The sequence below is a fragment of the Sandarakinorhabdus sp. FBCC-B8862 genome (assembly GCF_059745315.1).
The window spans coordinates 2,961,663-2,979,680 of record NZ_CM185574.1 but is presented as its reverse complement, the minus strand read 5'-3'; the positions used below and the strand labels follow the sequence as shown (position 1 = coordinate 2,979,680).

Genomic DNA, 18,018 nt, shown 5'->3' with positions numbered 1-18,018 from the left:
TTACGTAATCGGATAGAGGATGACTCCGACTCATGTTATTTTTATCACAGTTTTGCTTCAATTTGATGTGCGCCCTGCAGGCTTGAGCAAAATGCGCGGGTGCGCAACAATCGCGAACATGGCCACATTGTTGACAATCCGCCCTGCCGCCGCCGTTGAAATTCCGGCCTTGAACACACTGATCACCGCATCGGCCCGCATCCTCAGCCAGGGCTATTACACCCCGGCCGAAACCGAGGCCGCGATCACCCATGTTTTCGGCGTGGACAGCGAGCTCGTCGCCGATGGCACCTATCTGGTGGTCGAATCCGCCGGCCAAATCCTCGGCTGCGGCGGCTGGAGCAAGCGCGCCACCCTGTTTGGCGGCGACGGCTTTGCCGCCCGCGCCTCCGGCCTGCTTGATCCGGCCCGCGATGCCGCCAAGATCCGCGCCTTCTTCGTGGCACCGGCCGCCGCCCGCCGCGGCGTTGGCGCCGCGCTGCTCAAGGCCTGCGAGGATGCGGCCCGCGATGCCGGCTTCACCCGCACCGAATTGATGGCCACCTTGCCCGGCGAACCTTTCTACGCTGCCCACGGCTACCGGCGCGGCGATCCCATCAGCCATGATTGCGGCGGTGTGCCGGTTGGCTTTGTGCCCATGCACAAGCAATTTTCGGCCTGATCTCGGCGCAAACTGCAAAAATCTGTTGCGTAAAAGCCACGCTGCGCAACTGTATCGTTGCTGCCACAGCCCTGCGTCCAAATAGTCCCATGCGCGAATGGCGTATGTTGGCCATGCTGTCTTTGCGCTTCACGTGCGGTGTTCGATCGCGTCGGCCTCGGCTGGCAACATCGGCCTGGCGATGGCCTCACGGCCAGAGCCGGCGGCCCGTGCCTGCCGTGGCCACCCTGCCGGGAAGACCATGGCAAGGCGCACATTGATGGTCTGCAGCGATGGGGGCTGGCATCACCGCGGATCATGTTGAGGGCGTACGTCGTTCTGAACCAGGGGAAGAAAATGACAAAAATGCGCGAACAGGGCCAAAGGGCCGAACTCAAGCTGGCAACCTCGCTGCTGGCACTGGCGCTCGCCACTGTGGCGACACCGGCACTCGCTGCAGCCGATGCGGCTGAAGACCAGCCGGCCACTGCAGCTGCGGAAGAGACCAAGGAAGACAGCACCATCGTCGTCACCGGCACCCGCCGCAGTGACCGCACCGTGCTGGAAAGCGCGGTTCCGGTGGACGTGTTCACGGCCCAGGATCTGAAGGTGCAGGCCAGTTCGAGCCTGCAGACCGTGCTGAAGAACCTCGTCCCGTCGTTCAACCAGCAGCGCAACGCCGGTGCCGACGGTTCGGCCTTCGTGCGTCCGCCCACCCTGCGCGGCCTGCCGCCCGATCAAATCCTCGTCCTGATCAATGGCAAGCGCATGCACCGCTCGGCGCTGGTGCAGGTCGCCGGCGACTCGCTGTCGGTCGGCAGCCAGGGCCCCGATCTGTCGCAGCTGCCGTCCATCGCGCTCGGTCGCATCGAAGTGCTGCGTGACGGCGCTGCCGCCCAATATGGTTCCGATGCCATTGCCGGCGTCATCAACCTGGGCCTGCGCACCAACGACAGCGGCTATGAACTGAACGCCCGCTATGGCCAGACCTATCGCGGTGACGGCAAGGATTGGCAGATCAACGGCAACGCCGGCTTCAAGCTCGGCGAAGGCTTCCTGAACATCTCCGGCGAATTCACCGATCAGGGCCTGTTCAACCGCGCCCTTGACCGCCCGGACTCGGCGCTTCTGCGCGCGGCCGGCATCAAGGTGCCGTCGCCGCCGACCCGCTATGGCCAGCCGGACAGCCAGGCCTTCCGCTTCGTCCTCAACTCGGCCATCCCGGTCGGCGACAAGGATGAAATCTATTTCTTCGGCAACTATGGCCAGGCCAAGCAGGAAGTCGATTTCAACTATCGCCGTCCGTTCGCGGTTGCCTCGCAAACCTTCTTGACCGTGCCGGGTGGTGCCACCGGCACCTCGTCGTTCGGCAAGTCGATCCCGACCGTCTATCTCGATGCCATCCCGGGCGCGCTGACGGCGCAGGGCCGGCCGATCTATGATGCCAACGGCCGCACCTTCGAAGCCAGCCAATTCTACCCCGATGGCTTCGTGCCGCTGTTCAAGAGCACCAACGAAGATTATTCGGCCGCTCTGGGCTATCGCGGTGAAACCAGCTTCGGCATGAAGTTCGACCTGTCGGCGTCGGGCGGCATGAACAAGATCAGCTACCGCATGGACAGCACGCTGAACCCGTCGCTGGGTCCGGCTTCGCCGAAGTCCTTCTACCTCGGCTACCTGCAGCAGCGCGAACTCAACCTCAACGCCGATGTGACCTATCCGGTCGAAGTCGGCTTTGCGACGCCGCTGAACATCGCGGCCGGTGCCGAATTCCGGCGTGAAACCTATGTGGTGGGCATTGGCCAGCTCGAATCCTACCAGATCGGCCCCTATGCCCAGCAGACGGTGCGCCGCACGGATGGTTCCACCTTCTCCAACACCGCGCCGATCGGGGCCAACGGCTTCCCTGGCTACAGCCCGGATGCGGCCGCGAACAACTCGCGCAACAGCTATTCGGCCTATCTCGACCTGGAAACCAGCATCGTCGAAAACTTCGATTTCGGCGTGGCTGGCCGCTATGACCACTTCAGCGATTTCGGCTCCACCTGGAACGGCAAGGTCAGCGCACGCTGGGCGATCAACGACGTCATCGCCCTGCGCGGTGCCGCCAGCACCGGCTTCCGCGCGCCGACGCCGGGCCAGTCGGCCACGGCCAACGTGCAGACCGCCTTCCCGAACGGCAGCACCGTGCCGGTCGCGGTTGCCACGGTCACCCCGGGCAGCGTCACCGGCCGCTTCTTCGGCTCGCAGCCGCTGAAGCCGGAAAAGTCGACCAGCTTCTCGGGCGGCGCCGTGATCACCCCGGGTGGCGGCTTCAACCTGACGATCGACTATTACAACATCAAGGTGCGTGACCGTATCGCCATCACCTCGTCGTTCAACGTGACGCCGGCACAGCAGACGGCGCTGGCGGCTCTGGGCGTTGCCAACGCGTTCGATCTTGGCCAGGTGAACTATTTCACCAACGGCTTCAAGACGCGCACCCAGGGCGTTGACTTCGTGGCCTCGCACCGCGCGTCGACCGATGCCGGCTCGTTCAACACCAGCCTGGCCATCAACTACAACAAGACCAAGGTGATCGAACGGACCATCCCGGCGGCCATCGACGTCCGCCGTGCGGCCAACATTGAAGGGCTGACCCCGCGTTGGCGCGCCGTGCTGGCTGAAAGCTGGACCAAGGGCATGTTCGACGCCACCGCGCGCCTGAACTATTTCGGCAAGATCACCAGCTACAACAACCAGACCACGCTGCTCACCGATCCGGGCACCCAGGAGTTCCGGGCCGACATCAGCTTCGATCTGGAAGTGGGCGTGACCTTCGCCGAGAAGTATCGCGTGGCGATCGGCGGCGAAAACATCTTCAACCGCTATCCGGAACGGGAAGTGCGCAACATCTTCCCGACCACCGGCGCCCAGGCCAACGGCCGCATCTACAACGATGCCTCGCCGCTCAGCTACATGGGTGGCTTCTGGTACGTTCGCGCTTCGGCCAAGTTCTAAGCCGGAACGCGGCAATATCGCTTGCCAACGGCGGGCGGCAGGGCAATCCTGCCGCCCGTTCGTTTTGTCTGAAAGGGGAACCCACATGAAACGTCTCGCACTTGCCGCTGCCACCCTGGGTCTGGCGCTGGCTGCGCCTGCCGCCGCACAGAATGTCGAAAAGGTCGGCACGCCTGGTGGCCGCATCCTCACCGCCGCCAAGGTGAAGGCCGGCGCCACCACCGTCTATCTGTCGGGCAACCTCGCCTCGCCGATCGATCCGGCCAAGCCGACCGAATTTGGCGACACCAAGACCCAGACGATCAGCACCCTCAAGAAGATCAAGGATCTGCTCGCCGCCCACGGCATGACCATGAAGGACATCGTCCGCATGGATGCCTATCTGGTCGCGGCGCCGGGCATGGACGGCAAGATGGATTTCGCCGGCTTCAACGCCGGTTTCGCGGAATTCTTCAACAACGCCGAAAACCCCACCACCACCACCCGCACCACCATGCAGGTCGCCGCGCTGGCCGGCCCGCAGTTCCTGGTGGAGCTGACAGTGATCGCCGCCAAATAACAGGCAGCACCCGCACCACAAGCATAGCTGCATGGGGGGGCCGTCGCGGCAACGCGGCGGCCCCTTTGCGTTACAGCAGCACCCGTTCTGGCTTGGGGACCTCGTCCAGCACCGTCTCGGGCGTTATGCGCATCAGCGGCTTGATATGGCCGTCCCGCAGGTCATAGACCCAGCCGTGCAGCGTCAACTCCCGCCCTTCAGCAAAGGCCGCCTGCACCGGCCCGGTGCGCGCGAGGTGCAGCAGCTGGTCACGCACATTCACTTCCACCATGCGGTTCACCCGCGCCTCGCCCTCCGGCAGCGCCATGATCTCCGGCCGGTGATGGTCCAGCACCTGGCGGGCATGCTCCAGCCAATGGGCAATCGGCCCATCGGGCGCAGCGCCGTCCAACGCCGCCTGGATGCCGCCGCAGCCATAATGGCCGCAGATCACCACATGGCTCACCTCAAGCACATTGATGGCATAGTGCAGCACCGCCATCAGGTTGCGATCATCGGGATAGACAAGATTGGCGATGTTGCGGTGCACGAACAGGCCGCCTGGCACCGCCTGGGTCATCTGATCCGGTGCCACCCGGCTGTCAGAACAGCCGATCCACAGGAACACCGGCCGCTGCCAGTTGATGTTGCGGTTGAAGAATTCCGGGTTCTCCGCCAGCATTTCGGCCGCCCAGGCCCGGTTGGACAGCAGCAGTTGATCAACTTCCTTCATGGGGGAACAGCCTTCAGGTGGCGCGCGCGCGGGTGATGGGGGCGTTGATCAGGGCGGCGCTGCGCTGGGCATGATCCGCCCGCACCCGCACGTTGATATTGCGGAATGCCGCGGCGCGCACAAAGCCGTTGATCATGTCGATACAATCCAGATCGACATAGTTGGTGGCCGAAAGATCGATCAGCAGCTCGGCACCATCCGGCACCTGGCCCAGTGCCGCCTGCAACGCCGGCTTGTGCATGAAATAAAGATTGCGCCGCGCCCGCACCATCACGGTGCCGCCATATTCGACATAGGTGATGATGTTGCCGGTGGACCGCCAGATCACAAAGGCAAAACCAACCAGCAAGCCGATCGCGATACCGATCAGCAGGTCGGTGAACAAAATTGCCAGCACCGTCACCACAAAGGGGATGAACTGGCTCATGCCCTGGTGCCAGCGCTGGATGAACAGCGCCGGCTTGGCCAGCTTGTATCCCGTGGCAATCAGCACGGCCGCCAGCGCCGACAGCGGAATGAGGTTGAGCAGCCCCGGCACCAGCGCCAGCCCCAGCAACAGCCACAGCCCATGCAGCATGGTGGAGGCCCGCGAATCCGCGCCACTTTCGACATTCGCCGATGACCGCACGATCACCGACGTCACCGGCAGGCCACCAAGCAGGCCCGACACAAGATTGCCCGTCCCCTGGGCCAGCAGCTCGCGGTTCTTGTCGGTCACGCGGCGCTTGGCGTCCAGCTCATCCACCGCCTTCACGCTCAGCAGCGATTCCAGGCTGGCGACGATGGCGAGGGTCAGGGCGATGGTCCACACCTTCGGGTTGGTGATGGCCGCGACATCGGGCAGGCGCACCTGATCGATCAGGGCAAACGGGGTCGCCGAAACCGGCACCTGTACCAGATGGGTGCTGGCCACCGCCAGTTCCGGCATAAAGGCCTGAAAGCCAGCGTTTGCCCCGACGCCAAACAGCACCACCACCAGCGGGCCCGGCAACAGCTTGAATGGGCCCTGTTTGGGCCGCGCCTTGTCCCACCAGAACAGGAAGATCAGCGAGACAAGTGCAATGGCCGCTGCCCCCCACAGGAAATCATTCGACAGCATGTGCGACAGCGCGGTCAGCGTGTTGTCACCATCGCGCTGAAAAAAGCCGAAATCGCCTTCCGGATCGCCGTCATAGCCGACGGCATGGGGCAATTGCTTCAGGATCAGGATCAGGCCGATGGCCGCCAGCATGCCGGTGATCACCGCGCCGGGCACGAATTCGGCAATCATCCCGCCGCGGCTGGCGGCAAAGATCATCTGCATGGCGCCAGCCAGGCACACGCTGAGCAGAAACGCCTCGAAGCTGGGCAGGCTGGTGATGGCCGCCAGCACGATGGTGGTCAGGCCCGCCGCCGGGCCCGAAACCGACAGCGCGGATCGGCTGGCCGCGCCGACCACCAGGCCGCCAACGATGCCGGCCACCAGGCCCGACATCAGCGGCGCCCCCGATGCCAGCGCCACCCCCAGACAAAGCGGCAGCGCGACCAGTGCCACCACAAGCGATGCCGGCACATCCTGGCGCCAACTGGCCGCCAGCCCAGTGATTTGTGTCACGCGTTCAACTCTCCCAACCCATCACGTGCAGGCTAACAGGGCCCGGCACCTGCGTATCATTACAGAACCGCAACCTTCGCCAGCTTGCGCCAGATCGAACGCTTTGCCATGCACTGCGGCCATGAACGCCAAACCGCCCCTTCAGGCCGTGATCGTGCCGGTCACCCCGCTGCAGCAGAATTGCACCCTGATCTGGTGCACCAAAACCATGCGCGGCGCCTTCACCGATCCCGGCGGCGATCTCGACCGCCTGCTGCAGGTGGCCGCCGAACAGGGCGTCACCATCGAAAAACTGCTCGTCACCCACGGCCATATCGATCATTGCGGCCTGACCGGCGTGCTCGCGGAGCGGCTCGGTGTGCCGATCGAAGGGCCGCACCCGGATGACAAATTCTGGATCGACATGAACCCCGCACAGGGCGCCGCCTATGGCGTGCCCGGCGCCACCGCCTTCACGCCGGATCGCTGGCTGCACGATGGCGACCTGGTGACGGTCGGCGAACTCGTGCTCGATGTCTATCACTGCCCGGGCCACACGCCCGGCCATGTCGTGTTCCACCACGCCCCGTCGAAACTGGCCATCGTTGGCGATGTGCTGTTCCAGGGCAGCATCGGCCGCACCGATTTCCCCAAGGGCAATTACAATGATCTGGTCAGCGCCATCACCACCAAACTGTGGCCGCTGGGCAACGACACTGCCTTCGTGCCCGGCCACGGCCCGATGAGCACCTTCGGCCGCGAACGCCAGGCCAATGCCTTCGTTGCGGATCGGATGCTGGGCTGAGTTTCAGACGAAATCGTGCGGGTTGGGCGGCGGCATCACGCCCAGCCACAGCGCCCACAGGCTCAGCCCCAGGATCACCAGCCAACTGATCAGCGCCCCCGCCGCGCGGAACGGGTTGGGTGCCGGCCGGCTCATGCCGATGGCATGGGCAACGCGCGCCAGCACCAGCGCCGCACCAATGCCCCACAACCACAGACTGCCATGGCCCGCGGTCAATTCGATGCCGCCCATCAGGATCAGCGCCAGCGGCACATGCTCGGTGAAATTGGCATGGGCGCGGATGCGCTCCAGCATCTGGGCGTCACCGCCATCGCCAATCATGATCTTGCCCGACATGCGCCGGCCCACCACCCGCAGGGTCAGCGCCATGAACACCAGGCCCAAAAGGCCGGCGGTGATCAGGGTCGCCGGGATCAGCATCAGCTGGCCTTGCGCGGCGCGTCGGGCACCCAGCGCTCCACCAGCTTGTAACTGCGGTCATACCATTTGGAGCCGGGATAATTGTTGCCCAGCACGGCGGCCGCCTTCACCGCCTCTTCCGGAATGCCCATCGCCAGATAGGATTCGACCAGCCTGTGCAGCGCTTCGGGCGCATGGCTGGTGGTGTCATATTTGTCGATCACCACGCGGAACCGGGTGATGGCTGCGATATAGAGGCCTTGGCTCTGATAGAAGCGGCCAACCTCCATCTCCTTGCCGGCCAGGTGATCGCGCGCCAGATCGATCTTCAACCGGGCATCGGCGGCAAAATCGGTGTTGGGATAACGCCGTACCAGTTCGCCCAGCGCATCCAGCGCTTGCTGGGTGATCTTCTGATCCTTCCCCACCGGCATGATCTGGTTGTAATAGCTCAAGGCCACCATGTAATAGGCATAGGGTGCCTCACGGCTGCCGGGGTGCAACGACAGAAACCGCTGCGCCGCGCCAATCGACTCGGCATATTCGCCCGCCACAAAATAGCTGAAGCTGCTCATCAACTGCGCCCGGCGCGCCCACACGCTATAGGGGTGCTGGCGCTCCACCTCGTCAAACTGCGCCGCCGCCAGCCGATACTGCCGCTTGTCCAGCGTCTGCTTGGCCGCCGAATAGAGTGTTTCCACGTCCTGGGCGATATAACGCTGATCCTTGCGGCCCTTGCCGCGGCCAGCGGCGCAGCCAGACAACAGGGCCAGCACGACCAGAGACAGCACGGCGGGGCGGTGGAAGCGGGACATGGCAGACCCCTAGCAGGACGAAGCACGGCTTGGAAGTAGCGCCGCCCCGATGAAGCGCGGCTGAAGCGGCGGCCTCACAAATCCTGCGGTCGCCGCCGGATCACCAGATTGCGGATCTCGGTCATGTCTTCCATGGCAAAGCGCACGCCCTCGCGGCCCAGCCCGCTGTCCTTCACGCCGCCATAGGGCATATTGTCGACGCGATAGCTCGGCACATCATTGATCACCACGCCGCCGACATCCAGATGATCCCAGGCCTTGAGCATCTCGAACAGGTCGCGGGTGAAGATGCCGGCCTGCAGGCCGAACTTGCTGTCATTCACGATGCCCAGCGCCTCTTCGAAAGTGCTGAAGCGCGTGAAGAACGCAACCGGGCCAAAGGCCTCCTCGGTGTTCAGCTTCGCGGCCCTCGGCACATTTTCCAGCAGGGTCGCCGCCAGCATGGCCCCCTCGCGCTGGCCGCCGCACAACAAGGTGGCGCCGCCGGCAACGGCCTCTTGGATCCAGCCATCCAGCCGCGCGGCTTCCTTCACGTCAATCATCGGCCCCAAGAAGGTCGCTTCCTCGCGCGGGTCCCCGGCGATCAGCTTGGCCGTGCGCTCGACCAGCTTCGCCTTGAACGCGTCATACACCGCATCATGCACCAGGATGCGCTGCACCCCGATGCAGCTTTGCCCCGATTGATAAAAGGCGCCAAACACCGTGCGGTCGGCGGCATCATCCAGATCGGCATCGGGCATGATGATCACTGCGGCATTGCCGCCCAGTTCCAGAACCACCTTCTTCTTGCCGGCCCGCGCCTTCAGATCCCAGCCCACATCGGGGCTGCCGGTGAAGCTCAGCAGCTTCAGCCGCTCATCGGTGGTGAACAGGTCCGCCCCCTCGCGATGCGCGGGCAGGATCGAAAAGGCGCCGGCCGGCAGATTGGTTTCGGCCAGCACCTCGCCAATGATGATGGCGCCCAGTGGCGTGCGGCTGGCCGGCTTCATCACGAACGGGCAGCCCACCGCAATCGCCGGCGCGATCTTGTGCGCGGCCAGATTGAGCGGGAAATTGAACGGGCTGATGAAACTGCACGGGCCGATCGGCACCCGCTTCCACATCCCCTGATAGCCGCGCGCCCGCGCCGAAATGTCGAGCGGCTGCACCTCGCCGCACATCCGCACGCTTTCCTCGGCGGCAATGCGGAACGTGTCGATCAACCGCCCCACCTCGCCGCGCGCATCGCGGATCGGCTTGCCGGCCTCGATGCACAGGGCGTGGGCCAGCTCGTCCTGCCGCTCGGTGAAGCGCGTCACGCAATGGGCCAGCACGGCCTGGCGCTCGTAACTGGCCATCGCCGCCATCGGCGCAGCAGCGGCCACGGCGGCGGCAATGGCACGGTCGATCGTCGCCGCATCGGCCTGCGCCACCCGCGTCGCCGGCAGCCCGGTGAACTTGTCCGTCACCACCAGATCGGCGTTGGGCTGCTCCGGCCGGTTGGCCACATACAGCGGATATTGGTCCCGCAACGCCATGCCCGTCACTCCCCTCAGATGGTCAGCACGATCTTGCCCAGCGCCTTCCTGTCCATCATCCAGCGGATCGCCTGCGGCCCTTCATCCAGGCTGAAATGGCGCGACACATGCGGCTTCAACTGGCCCTTGGCATACCAGTCCAAAAGCTCGGCCATATTCTCCAGATGCACCTTCGGCTCGGCCTGGGTGAAGGCCCCCCAGAACACGCCGACAATGCTCGCCCCCTTGATCAGCGGCAGGTTCAGCGGCAGCGCCGGGATGGTGCCGGCGGCAAAGCCGATCACCAGATAACGGCCGTTCCAGGCAATGCCGCGGAACGCCGGCTCGGCATAACGGTCACCCACCGGATCATAGATCACATCGGCGCCGCGTCCACCGGTCAGCGCCTTCACCCGTTCCTTCAGGTCTTCCGTGGCATAGTTGATGACCGCGTCGGCCCCCATCGCCTTGCACAGGTCCAGCTTTTCATCCGAACTGGCCGCCGCGATCACCTTCGCGCCCATCACCTTGCCCAGCTCCACCGCCGTCAGGCCGACGCCGCCGGCCGCACCCAGCACCAGCAGCGTCTCGCCCGGTTTCAGCTGCCCACGCTGCTTCAGGGCATGATGGCTGGTGCCATAGGTCATGGTGAAACCTGCGGCCACATCATAGGGCATGCCCGGCGGCATCTTCACCACCTGGCCGCGATTGGCGATCACCTCTTCCGCCATGGCGCCATGGCCGGTCATGGCGATCACGGAATCGCCCACCGCCACATCGGTCACGCCTTCGCCGACCGCGCTCACCACGCCGGCACACTCGCCGCCCGGGCTGAACGGCAGCGCCGGCTTGAACTGATAGAGATTCTGGATGATCAGCGTGTCAGGGAAATTCACCCCCACCGCCTTCACCGAAATGCGCACCTGGCCCTTGCCCGGTTCCGGCACCGCCACATCGCGCACCACCAGCATTTCCGGTGGCCCATGCTCAACACACAACACGGCCTTCATCGCTGTCACTCCCCAGATGCGGTTTTCGCGGCCAGCATAGCCGCCGGTTACGGTGCCGCCAATCCTGCCACTATTGCCTCGCCCAGCAGGCGGAACTCGGCTTCGCGCGGGCTTCCCTGCCGCCACACCAGCGCCAGCGTGCGCTCGGCATTGCCAGTCACCGCCCCCGTCACCGGCCGGGCGATCAGATTGGTGTGGGCGATGATCCCGGCATCCAGCGCCAGCTTGGGCATCAAGGTCTGCCCCAGCCCGCCGGCCACCATCTCCACCAGAGTCACCAGGCTGGTGCCCCGGTGCGCCGGATCAGACCGCAGCTCAGGCCGGCCGCAGGCCGAAAGCGCCTGATCCTTCAGGCAATGGCCATCCTCCAGCAACAGCAACTGGTTGGCATCGATCGAATCGGGCGCCACGCTGGGCGGCGGATCGGGCAGATCACCCGGCGCAAACACCAGGAAAAACGGGTCCTGCGCCAGCGGCAGCACGGTCAAGCCCGGCGTCTCCCACGGCAGCGCCAGCAACACGGCATCCAGCATCCCGCGCGCCAGCGCCTCGCTGGCCGGCCCGCTCATCTCCTCGCGCAGATACAGCTTCAGATCGGGATAATCGGCGCGGATGCGTGGGGCCACGCGCGGCAGCAGGAACGGCGCGATGGTGGGGATCACCCCCAGCCGCAGCGGCCCGGCCAGCGGCTTGTCGCCGCCCACCGTCAGGCCCACCAGCTCATCGGCCTCGCGCAGCACGCCATAGGCCTTGGCCACCACCCGCTCCCCCATCGGGGTAAAGCGCACCACCCGGCGGTTGCGCTCCACCAGCCGCACGCCCAGCAGCGATTCCAGCTCGGCCAGGCCCGCCGACAGGGTGGACTGCGTCACGAAACAGGCCTCGGCCGCCCGGCCGAAATGGCCATGGATGTGCAGCGCAGTCAGATACTGCAGCTGCTTCAGCGTGGGTTGAAAGGCGGTCATCGACAGATTCGATTTGTCACACCGATATTATCGATTGGATTTCTATCTGCGCTGCCGTCATTGCACAACCCGCCAGAACCGCTGGCACCGAGATTCAACCTCAAGACAAGGACCCGACCCATGGCGCTGACCGTTGGCGATAAAGTTCCCTCCTTCAACCTGCCGGTGCAGCAGGGCGTTGCCGCGCTGCCGGCCGGCGAAACGCTGGACATCACCACCGCCTATCCGGGCAAGTGGAAGATCCTGTTCTACTGGCCCAAGGATTTTACCTTCGTCTGCCCGACCGAAATCATCGGCTATGGTGAGCTGAAGGGCGATTTCGAAGATCGTGACGCCGTGCTGATCGGCGCCTCGACCGACACCGATTTCGTGCACTTCGCCTGGCGCAAGAGCGACGAGCGCCTGGCCGCCTGCGACTTCCCGTGGCTGGCCGACAATTCGAAGCTGCTGGCCGACGCGCTGGGAATCATCGTGCCGGGCGCCGGCGTGCCGCTGCGCGCCACCTTCATCATCGATCCGGAAAACGTGATCCAGCACATCACGGTCAACGGCCTGAACGTCGGCCGCAACCCGGCGGAAACCCTGCGCATCCTCGACGCGCTGCAGACCGACGAGCTGTGCCCCTGCAACTGGCAGGGCGGCGAAGAAACGCTGAAGCCGGCAGCGTAAGCGCGGCCCCTCTCCCCCCGGGGGAGAGGGCGACTCGCCGCAGGCGAGCGGGGAGAGGGGGCGCCGCAAACGCCCCCTCCTCCGCCTCCACATCCCCTCACCCTCCCACCGCTGCGCGGTGGGCCCCTCCCTCTCCCCAGATGGGAGAGGGGTTAGCGGAGCGCACCCATGCTGTTTTCCGAACTCGCCAAGACCCTCCCCGACTACGCCAAGGATCTGCGCCTCAACGTCTCCTCGCTGCTCACCGAACAGCTGCTGTCGGATCAGCAGAAGTGGGGCACGCTGGTCGCGGTCGCCCATGCCTGCGCGCACAAGCCGCTGATCGACGCGGTCGAAGCCGAAGCTGCCACCAAGCTCAGCCCCGAGGCGCTGAACGCCGCCAAGGCCGCCGCCAGCATCATGGCGATGAACAACATCTATTATCGCTTCACCTACATGGCTTCGCGCCCCGATTACAAAACCATGCCGGCCAAGCTGCGCATGAACGTGATCGGTGCGCCGGGCATCGAAAAGGCCGATTTCGAGCTCTACAGCCTAGCCGTCTCCGCCGTGAACGGCTGCGGCATGTGCATCGACGCGCATGACAAGGTGCTGGCCCAGCATGGTGTCGGTGCCGACAAGATCCAGGCCGCCGTGCGCATCGCCGCCGTGGTCCACGCTGTCGCCCGCACCCTCCAGGCGCTGTGAGCCCGGCGCTGTAACCAATTGCCCGGCCAACATGAAAGGTCAGTCATCCCCACCGGGATGGCTGGCCTTTTGCCGTGAATTGGGTTAAGTGACACTCAAATCGTCAGCCTGCCCCCCCCAATGGGCTGCGGAGAGTGACCATGGGTTTGATCGCCTATCTCGATTCGGTGAAGCGCCGCGATCCCGCGCCGCGCAGCCGCCTTGAAATCCTCACCTATCCCGGCATCTGGGCGCTGGGCATGCACCGCATCGCCCATGCCCTGTTCCGCGGCCGCTTCTATTTCCTGGCCCGGCTGGTCAACCACATCAGCCGCTTCCTCACCGCCATCGATATCCACCCCGGCGCCCGCATCGGCCGCAACTTCTTCATCGATCACGGCTTTGTGGTGATCGGCGAAACCGCCGAAATCGGGGATAATGTCACGATTTATCAATGCGTTACGCTGGGCGGTACCGATCCGGCCGGCGGGATTGGCGGCAAGCGCCACCCCACCATCCTCGATGGCGCCATCATCGGTTCGGGCGCGCAGGTGCTGGGGCCGATCACCGTGGGCGCCAATGCCCGCGTCGGCGCCAATGCGGTTGTCACCCGCGATGTCGCCGAAGGTGCCACCATGGTCGGCATCCCGGCCAAGCCGGTGGTGATGGCCGCCGAGGATTATGTGAAGCCGTTCCTGCCCTATGGCACACCGTGTGCGCAGAAATTCGATCCCGAAACCCAGAAGCTGGAGCTGCTGCGCTGCGAGATCGAGGTGCTGAAAAGCCGGCTTGATGAACTGACCCGGGAAGACGCGCACAGAAAGGCCGGTTGACCGGTCCGCCCGCCCGCGCCACTCTGCCGAGCGTGAGCAATGTCATCCCGTTTGCCGCCACCGGCAGCAGCCCGCGCGTCACCCAGGTTGCCTTCACCAGGCAAGAACTTGACCGCATCATGTCGCTCTATGGCCGCATGGTCGCCGCCGGCCTGTGGCGGGACTATGGCCTTGAAATGGGTCCCAAACTCGCGAGTTTCTCCGCCTTCCGCCGCACCGCCGAAAACCCGGAGGTGCGGCTGGTGAAAGACCCGGCGCTGCGGGGCCGCCAGGGCGAATGGATCCTCTATGGCGAAGGCGGCGCCATCCTCAAGCGCGGCCACGAACTCGCCAACGTGCTCGCCGTCCTCGAACGCCGCCTGCTGAAAGCAGTGGAAGGCTAAACCATCGAACATCATCCTCCCCCTCTGGGGGAGGTGGCAGCCGCAGGCTGACGGAGGGGGCCTTGAGGACCGCGCGCGCTGCCCTGTCCTACACCCCCCAAATCTGTCATGTTGCCCGCAACCCTGACCGGTCAGCCAGCATCGCCGGGAGCCGCCGCCAAACCCTACGAGATGCGGAAAAAGCGTAAAAACGAACGGCGGCCATCACAGCCGCCGTCCGCTCTGTCAAGGATTTAATTCGGGCCGAAACTGCGCCCGCTCAGCGGGCACCCGCCAGCGCCGTCTGCGCCTGCGCGCTGCCATTGTCCGGCACCAGTTCGCCGGTGCGGTCGCTGATCTCGGCAAAGCGGGCGGCCACCGTCTCGGCGGTCATTTCCTCGGCCGAAAGATGGATGCCGCGCGTCAGCGTCACATAGGCCCGCTCGATCCCGCCGCCGCCGGCGTTGAGGATCACATTGGTCGGCGCCTCTTCAGACACCAGATAGACGCTGGCCGGCACCACCGTTTCCGGGCCCATCTTCTCCAGCATGGCCGGCGGCATCAGATCCTCGGTCATGCGGGTCGCGGCCAGCGGCGCGATGGTGTTCACATGCACATTATACTTGGCACCTTCCAGTGCCAGCGTCTTCATCAGGCCAACCAGTGCCAGCTTGGCAGCGCCATAATTGGCCTGGCCGAAATTGCCATAAAGGCCGGTGGAGCTGGTGGTCATCAGGATGCGGCCATAGGCCTGCTCGCGCATCAGTTCCCACACCGCCTTGGTGCAGTTCACACTGCCCATCAGGTGCACATCCATCACGGTGCGGAAATCGTCCAGCGTCATCTTCACGAACGTCTTGTCGCGCAGGATGCCGGCATTGTTGATCAGGATGTCGATGCGGCCCCAACGCTCCTTCACGTTGGCCACCATCTTTTCCACCGCCGCCATGTCGGTCACGCTGGCGCCATTGGCCATCGCGTCGCCGCCAAAGGCGGTGATCTCGTCCACCACGGCCTGCGCCGCCGACAGCGAGGCGCCCGAGCCATCGCGGGCGCCGCCCAGATCGTTCACCACCACCTTGGCACCGCGCCGCGCCAGATCCAGCGCATAGGCCCGGCCGAGGCCGCCACCAGCCCCGGTGACAATGGCAACACGACCTTCAAACGAAATCGACATTTCGGAACTACCCCCGAACAGTTGGAATCAGTCCGCCCCGCTTAGCCAAGCCGGCGCGGCGTGCAAAGCCAAATACGGTCCGCAAAGATGACCGGTTGTTCAGGCCGCTTGCGCTTCCGGCGTCGCATCCAGCGAATAGCCGGCCGAGCGCACGGTGCGGATCAGATCGGGCAGCTCTTCGCCGGTCGGCCCTGCGTTCACCGCCTTGCGCAGCCGGCGGATGTGCACATCGACCGTGCGCTGCTCCACATAGACATCGCGGCCCCACACCGCGTCCAGCAACTGCTCGCGGCTGAACACCCGGCCCGGATGCTCCAGGAAATGCCGGAGCAGGCGGAACTCCGTCGGCCCCAGCTGCACGGTGCGGCCATCGCGGGTGACGCGGTGGGCGGTCGTGTCCATGGCGATGCCGGCAAATTCCAGCTGGCCGCCCTGCAGGGCCGGGCGCAGCCGGCGCAGCACGGCGCGGATGCGGGCGATCAGCTCGCGCGGCGAAAACGGCTTGGTCATGTAATCATCAGCGCCGGTTTCGAGGCCGCGGATACGGTCGGCCTCGTCACCACGGGCGGTGAGCATGACGATCGGCAGATTGGCCGTGGCCGGCGCCCGGCGCAGGCGGCGGCACACCTCGATGCCCGACAGATTGGCGATCATCCAGTCGAGGATGACAAGGTCGGGTTTCTCTTCCTCGGCCAGGGTCAGGGCCTCCTCGCCGTCGCCGGTGCGAACAACGTCAAAGCCTTCCTTTTCCAGATTATAGGTCACCAGCTCGATCAGGCTGGCATCGTCTTCAACCAGAAGGATCTTGGCACGCATGGGTCAATCTCCCGGGATCACTGGGGGTTGTAGATCGTCGAGGTGAAATCATTCTTCGGCCGCTCGGCGGGGCGCTGGCCGGTGGCGGTGAAATAGACCATCTCGGCAACCGAGGTGGCATGGTCGCCGATGCGCTCCAGATTCTTGGCAACGAACAGCAGGTGGGTCGATGGCGTGATGTAGTGGGGATTTTCCATCATGAAGGTCAGCAGCGAGCGGAACAGCGAGTTGTAGAACTCGTCCACCTGCTGGTCGCGCTGCAGGATGGCGCTGGCCTTGGCGGCATCGCGGTCCACAAAGGCATCCAGCGTGTCGCGGATGATGCCCACGACAGCGCGGGCCATTTCCGGGATGATCACGGCAGGGGCAATCGGCTGAGCCTGCGCCACCACCGAAGCGCGCTTGGCGATATTCTTGGCATAATCGCCGATGCGCTCCATCACCCCGGCGATCTTCAGCGCGGCAACAATCTCGCGCAGGTCATCCGCCATTGGGGCGCGCAGGGCGATGATCCGCACCGCCAGCGCCTCGGCCTCGGCCTCCAGCGCGTCCAGGCGCTTGTCATTCTCCACGATCACCGCGGCGGCTTCGACATTGCGGTTCACCAGCGCATCGACCGCATCGGAAATCTGGCTTTCGCACAGGCCGCCCATGCGGGTGATCACCGCCCGCAGCTGGGCGATATCCTCGTCAAAGCTCTTGACGGTGTGGGCGGAAAATTCGGCCATGATAAGCGCCTTTCAATACCGGATCAGCCGTAGCGGCCGGTGATATAATCCTTGGTCCGCGTCGCTTTCGGATTGGTGAAGATCGCCGATGTGTCATCATATTCCACCAGCGTGCCCAGGTGGAAGAAGGCGGTCTTCTGGCTGACGCGGGCCGCCTGCTGCATGTTGTGGGTCACGATCACGATGGCATAGCGGCCGCGCAGTTCGTCGATCAGCTCCTCGATCCGCGCTGTCGCGATGGGGTCAAGCGCCGAGCAGGGCTCGTCCATCAGGATCACCTCAGGATCAACCGCAATAGCGCGGGCGATGCACAGCCGCTGCTGCTGCCCGCCCGACATGGCGGTGCCGCTTTCGCCCAGCCGGTCCTTCACCTCATCCCACAGGCCGGCGCGGCGCAGCGCACTTTCAACGATATTGTCCATATCGGCCTTGGCGCGGGCGAGGCCATGGATGCGTGGGCCATAGGCGACATTCTCGTAAATCGACTTGGGAAACGGGTTGGGCTTCTGGAACACCATGCCCACCCGGGCGCGCAACTGCACCACGTCCATCGCCGGGGCATAAATGTCCTGCGCGTCGAGCTCGATGCGGCCCTCCACCCGGGCGCCGTCCACCGTGTCGTTCATGCGGTTGAGGCAGCGCAGGAAGGTGGACTTGCCACAGCCCGACGGGCCGATGAAGGCGGTCACATGCTCGCTCGTCACATCGATCGAGACATTCTTGATGGCCTGTTTCTGGCCATAGAACACGTTCACATCACGCGCCGTCATCTTGGGCACGCTGTTGTGGCCGA

At 64.8% G+C, this 18,018-nt stretch carries 19 protein-coding genes; 8 read left to right on the top strand and 11 right to left on the bottom strand.

The features are described 5' to 3' along the window. Nucleotides 1-169 precede the first annotated feature (169 nt). The 3 genes from AC6BOR_RS14340 to AC6BOR_RS14330 all read left to right on the top strand — a co-directional run bounded on the left by AC6BOR_RS14340 (nt 170) and on the right by AC6BOR_RS14330 (nt 4,199). On the top strand, nt 170-661 hold the full coding sequence (locus tag AC6BOR_RS14340) for a GNAT family N-acetyltransferase (protein ID WP_498059041.1): 492 nt from the start codon (nt 170-172) through the stop codon (nt 659-661). Nucleotides 662-997: 336 nt separating this feature from the next. Continuing rightward, on the top strand, nt 998-3,640 hold the full coding sequence (locus tag AC6BOR_RS14335; protein ID WP_498059040.1) for a TonB-dependent receptor plug domain-containing protein: 2,643 nt from the start codon (nt 998-1,000) through the stop codon (nt 3,638-3,640). An 85-nt stretch (nt 3,641-3,725) separates the two neighbouring features. Next, nucleotides 3,726-4,199, top strand: a complete 474-nt coding sequence (locus AC6BOR_RS14330) for a Rid family hydrolase (RefSeq protein ID WP_498059039.1) — start codon at nt 3,726-3,728, stop codon at nt 4,197-4,199. Between the two features lie 70 nt (nt 4,200-4,269). Here the strand turns inward: AC6BOR_RS14330 and AC6BOR_RS14325 are convergent, their stop codons facing one another. Continuing rightward, the gene (locus AC6BOR_RS14325) at nt 4,270-4,911 is read right to left on the bottom strand and encodes a carbonic anhydrase (RefSeq protein WP_498059038.1); all 642 of its coding nucleotides are present in this window, start codon (nt 4,909-4,911) and stop codon (nt 4,270-4,272) included. 13 nt (nt 4,912-4,924) lie between these two features. Beyond that, on the bottom strand, nt 4,925-6,505 hold the full coding sequence (locus AC6BOR_RS14320; protein ID WP_498059037.1) for a SulP family inorganic anion transporter: 1,581 nt from the start codon (nt 6,503-6,505) through the stop codon (nt 4,925-4,927). A 121-nt stretch (nt 6,506-6,626) separates the two neighbouring features. On the opposite strand from AC6BOR_RS14320, the gene AC6BOR_RS14315 reads away from it, so the two are divergent. Continuing rightward, the gene (locus tag AC6BOR_RS14315) at nt 6,627-7,289 is read left to right on the top strand and encodes an MBL fold metallo-hydrolase (RefSeq protein WP_498059036.1); all 663 of its coding nucleotides are present in this window, start codon (nt 6,627-6,629) and stop codon (nt 7,287-7,289) included. A gap of 3 nt (nt 7,290-7,292) precedes the next feature. Here the strand turns inward: AC6BOR_RS14315 and AC6BOR_RS14310 are convergent, their stop codons facing one another. The 5 genes from AC6BOR_RS14310 to AC6BOR_RS14290 all read right to left on the bottom strand — a co-directional run bounded on the left by AC6BOR_RS14310 (nt 7,293) and on the right by AC6BOR_RS14290 (nt 11,974). Next, nucleotides 7,293-7,709, bottom strand: coding sequence for an MAPEG family protein (locus AC6BOR_RS14310; protein WP_498059035.1), 417 nt, complete (start codon nt 7,707-7,709; stop codon nt 7,293-7,295). Next, on the bottom strand, nt 7,709-8,503 hold the full coding sequence (locus tag AC6BOR_RS14305) for an outer membrane protein assembly factor BamD (RefSeq protein WP_498059034.1): 795 nt from the start codon (nt 8,501-8,503) through the stop codon (nt 7,709-7,711). Before AC6BOR_RS14305 ends, AC6BOR_RS14310 begins: the two co-directional genes overlap by 1 nt. A 74-nt stretch (nt 8,504-8,577) precedes the next feature. Then, on the bottom strand, nt 8,578-10,020 hold the full coding sequence (locus tag AC6BOR_RS14300; RefSeq protein WP_498059033.1) for an aldehyde dehydrogenase family protein: 1,443 nt from the start codon (nt 10,018-10,020) through the stop codon (nt 8,578-8,580). A gap of 14 nt (nt 10,021-10,034) precedes the next feature. After that, entirely contained in the window at nt 10,035-11,009 is a 975-nt protein-coding gene (locus tag AC6BOR_RS14295) for an NADPH:quinone oxidoreductase family protein (RefSeq protein ID WP_498059032.1), read from the bottom strand. Nucleotides 11,010-11,056: 47 nt separating this feature from the next. Further along, entirely contained in the window at nt 11,057-11,974 is a 918-nt protein-coding gene (locus tag AC6BOR_RS14290; protein WP_498059031.1) for a hydrogen peroxide-inducible genes activator, read from the bottom strand. Nucleotides 11,975-12,094: 120 nt separating this feature from the next. On the opposite strand from AC6BOR_RS14290, the gene AC6BOR_RS14285 reads away from it, so the two are divergent. The 4 genes from AC6BOR_RS14285 (at nt 12,095) to AC6BOR_RS14270 (ending at nt 14,525) form a co-directional block, all read left to right on the top strand. Continuing rightward, nucleotides 12,095-12,643, top strand: coding sequence for a peroxiredoxin (locus AC6BOR_RS14285; protein ID WP_094474403.1), 549 nt, complete (start codon nt 12,095-12,097; stop codon nt 12,641-12,643). A 168-nt stretch (nt 12,644-12,811) separates the two neighbouring features. Further along, entirely contained in the window at nt 12,812-13,330 is a 519-nt protein-coding gene (gene ahpD / locus AC6BOR_RS14280) for an alkylhydroperoxidase, AhpD family (RefSeq protein WP_086117568.1), read from the top strand. Nucleotides 13,331-13,470: 140 nt separating this feature from the next. Beyond that, on the top strand, nt 13,471-14,142 hold the full coding sequence (gene epsC / locus AC6BOR_RS14275; protein WP_498060668.1) for a serine O-acetyltransferase EpsC: 672 nt from the start codon (nt 13,471-13,473) through the stop codon (nt 14,140-14,142). A gap of 32 nt (nt 14,143-14,174) precedes the next feature. Further along, entirely contained in the window at nt 14,175-14,525 is a 351-nt protein-coding gene (locus tag AC6BOR_RS14270) for a DUF2794 domain-containing protein (protein ID WP_498059030.1), read from the top strand. Nucleotides 14,526-14,784: 259 nt separating this feature from the next. On the opposite strand, the gene AC6BOR_RS14265 is transcribed toward AC6BOR_RS14270, so the two are convergent. The 4 genes from AC6BOR_RS14265 to pstB form a co-directional block, all read right to left on the bottom strand. Beyond that, nucleotides 14,785-15,681 (bottom strand): SDR family oxidoreductase, encoded by an 897-nt coding sequence (locus AC6BOR_RS14265; protein WP_498059029.1) that lies wholly within the window; start codon nt 15,679-15,681, stop codon nt 14,785-14,787. A 99-nt stretch (nt 15,682-15,780) separates the two neighbouring features. Beyond that, a complete protein-coding gene (gene phoB / locus AC6BOR_RS14260; RefSeq protein WP_086117571.1) occupies nt 15,781-16,497 on the bottom strand; it encodes a phosphate regulon transcriptional regulator PhoB in 717 nt (238 codons plus the stop codon). A gap of 17 nt (nt 16,498-16,514) precedes the next feature. After that, nucleotides 16,515-17,225 (bottom strand): phosphate signaling complex protein PhoU, encoded by a 711-nt coding sequence (gene phoU / locus AC6BOR_RS14255; protein WP_086117572.1) that lies wholly within the window; start codon nt 17,223-17,225, stop codon nt 16,515-16,517. A 23-nt stretch (nt 17,226-17,248) separates the two neighbouring features. Beyond that, entirely contained in the window at nt 17,249-17,995 is a 747-nt protein-coding gene (pstB, locus tag AC6BOR_RS14250; RefSeq protein ID WP_498060667.1) for a phosphate ABC transporter ATP-binding protein PstB, read from the bottom strand. Nucleotides 17,996-18,018 lie beyond the last annotated feature (23 nt).

Excerpts from the sequence above, each read along its gene's own strand:
- AC6BOR_RS14335 (WP_498059040.1), top strand. The coding sequence starts at position 998 with ATGACAAAAATGCGCGAACAGGGCCAAAGGGCCGAACTCAAGCTGGCA.
- AC6BOR_RS14330 (WP_498059039.1), top strand. The coding sequence starts at position 3,726 with ATGAAACGTCTCGCACTTGCCGCTGCCACCCTGGGTCTGGCGCTGGCT.
- AC6BOR_RS14325 (WP_498059038.1), bottom strand. The coding sequence starts at position 4,911 with ATGAAGGAAGTTGATCAACTGCTGCTGTCCAACCGGGCCTGGGCGGCC.
- AC6BOR_RS14315 (WP_498059036.1), top strand. The coding sequence starts at position 6,627 with ATGAACGCCAAACCGCCCCTTCAGGCCGTGATCGTGCCGGTCACCCCG.
- AC6BOR_RS14310 (WP_498059035.1), bottom strand. The coding sequence starts at position 7,709 with ATGCTGATCCCGGCGACCCTGATCACCGCCGGCCTTTTGGGCCTGGTG.
- AC6BOR_RS14305 (WP_498059034.1), bottom strand. The coding sequence starts at position 8,503 with ATGTCCCGCTTCCACCGCCCCGCCGTGCTGTCTCTGGTCGTGCTGGCC.
- AC6BOR_RS14300 (WP_498059033.1), bottom strand. The coding sequence starts at position 10,020 with ATGGCGTTGCGGGACCAATATCCGCTGTATGTGGCCAACCGGCCGGAG.
- AC6BOR_RS14295 (WP_498059032.1), bottom strand. The coding sequence starts at position 11,009 with ATGAAGGCCGTGTTGTGTGTTGAGCATGGGCCACCGGAAATGCTGGTG.
- AC6BOR_RS14290 (WP_498059031.1), bottom strand. The coding sequence starts at position 11,974 with ATGACCGCCTTTCAACCCACGCTGAAGCAGCTGCAGTATCTGACTGCG.
- AC6BOR_RS14285 (WP_094474403.1), top strand. The coding sequence starts at position 12,095 with ATGGCGCTGACCGTTGGCGATAAAGTTCCCTCCTTCAACCTGCCGGTG.
- ahpD (WP_086117568.1), top strand. The coding sequence starts at position 12,812 with ATGCTGTTTTCCGAACTCGCCAAGACCCTCCCCGACTACGCCAAGGAT.
- epsC (WP_498060668.1), top strand. The coding sequence starts at position 13,471 with ATGGGTTTGATCGCCTATCTCGATTCGGTGAAGCGCCGCGATCCCGCG.
- AC6BOR_RS14265 (WP_498059029.1), bottom strand. The coding sequence starts at position 15,681 with ATGTCGATTTCGTTTGAAGGTCGTGTTGCCATTGTCACCGGGGCTGGT.
- phoB (WP_086117571.1), bottom strand. The coding sequence starts at position 16,497 with ATGCGTGCCAAGATCCTTCTGGTTGAAGACGATGCCAGCCTGATCGAG.
- phoU (WP_086117572.1), bottom strand. The coding sequence starts at position 17,225 with ATGGCCGAATTTTCCGCCCACACCGTCAAGAGCTTTGACGAGGATATC.
- pstB (WP_498060667.1), bottom strand. The coding sequence starts at position 17,995 with ATGACGGCGCGTGATGTGAACGTGTTCTATGGCCAGAAACAGGCCATC.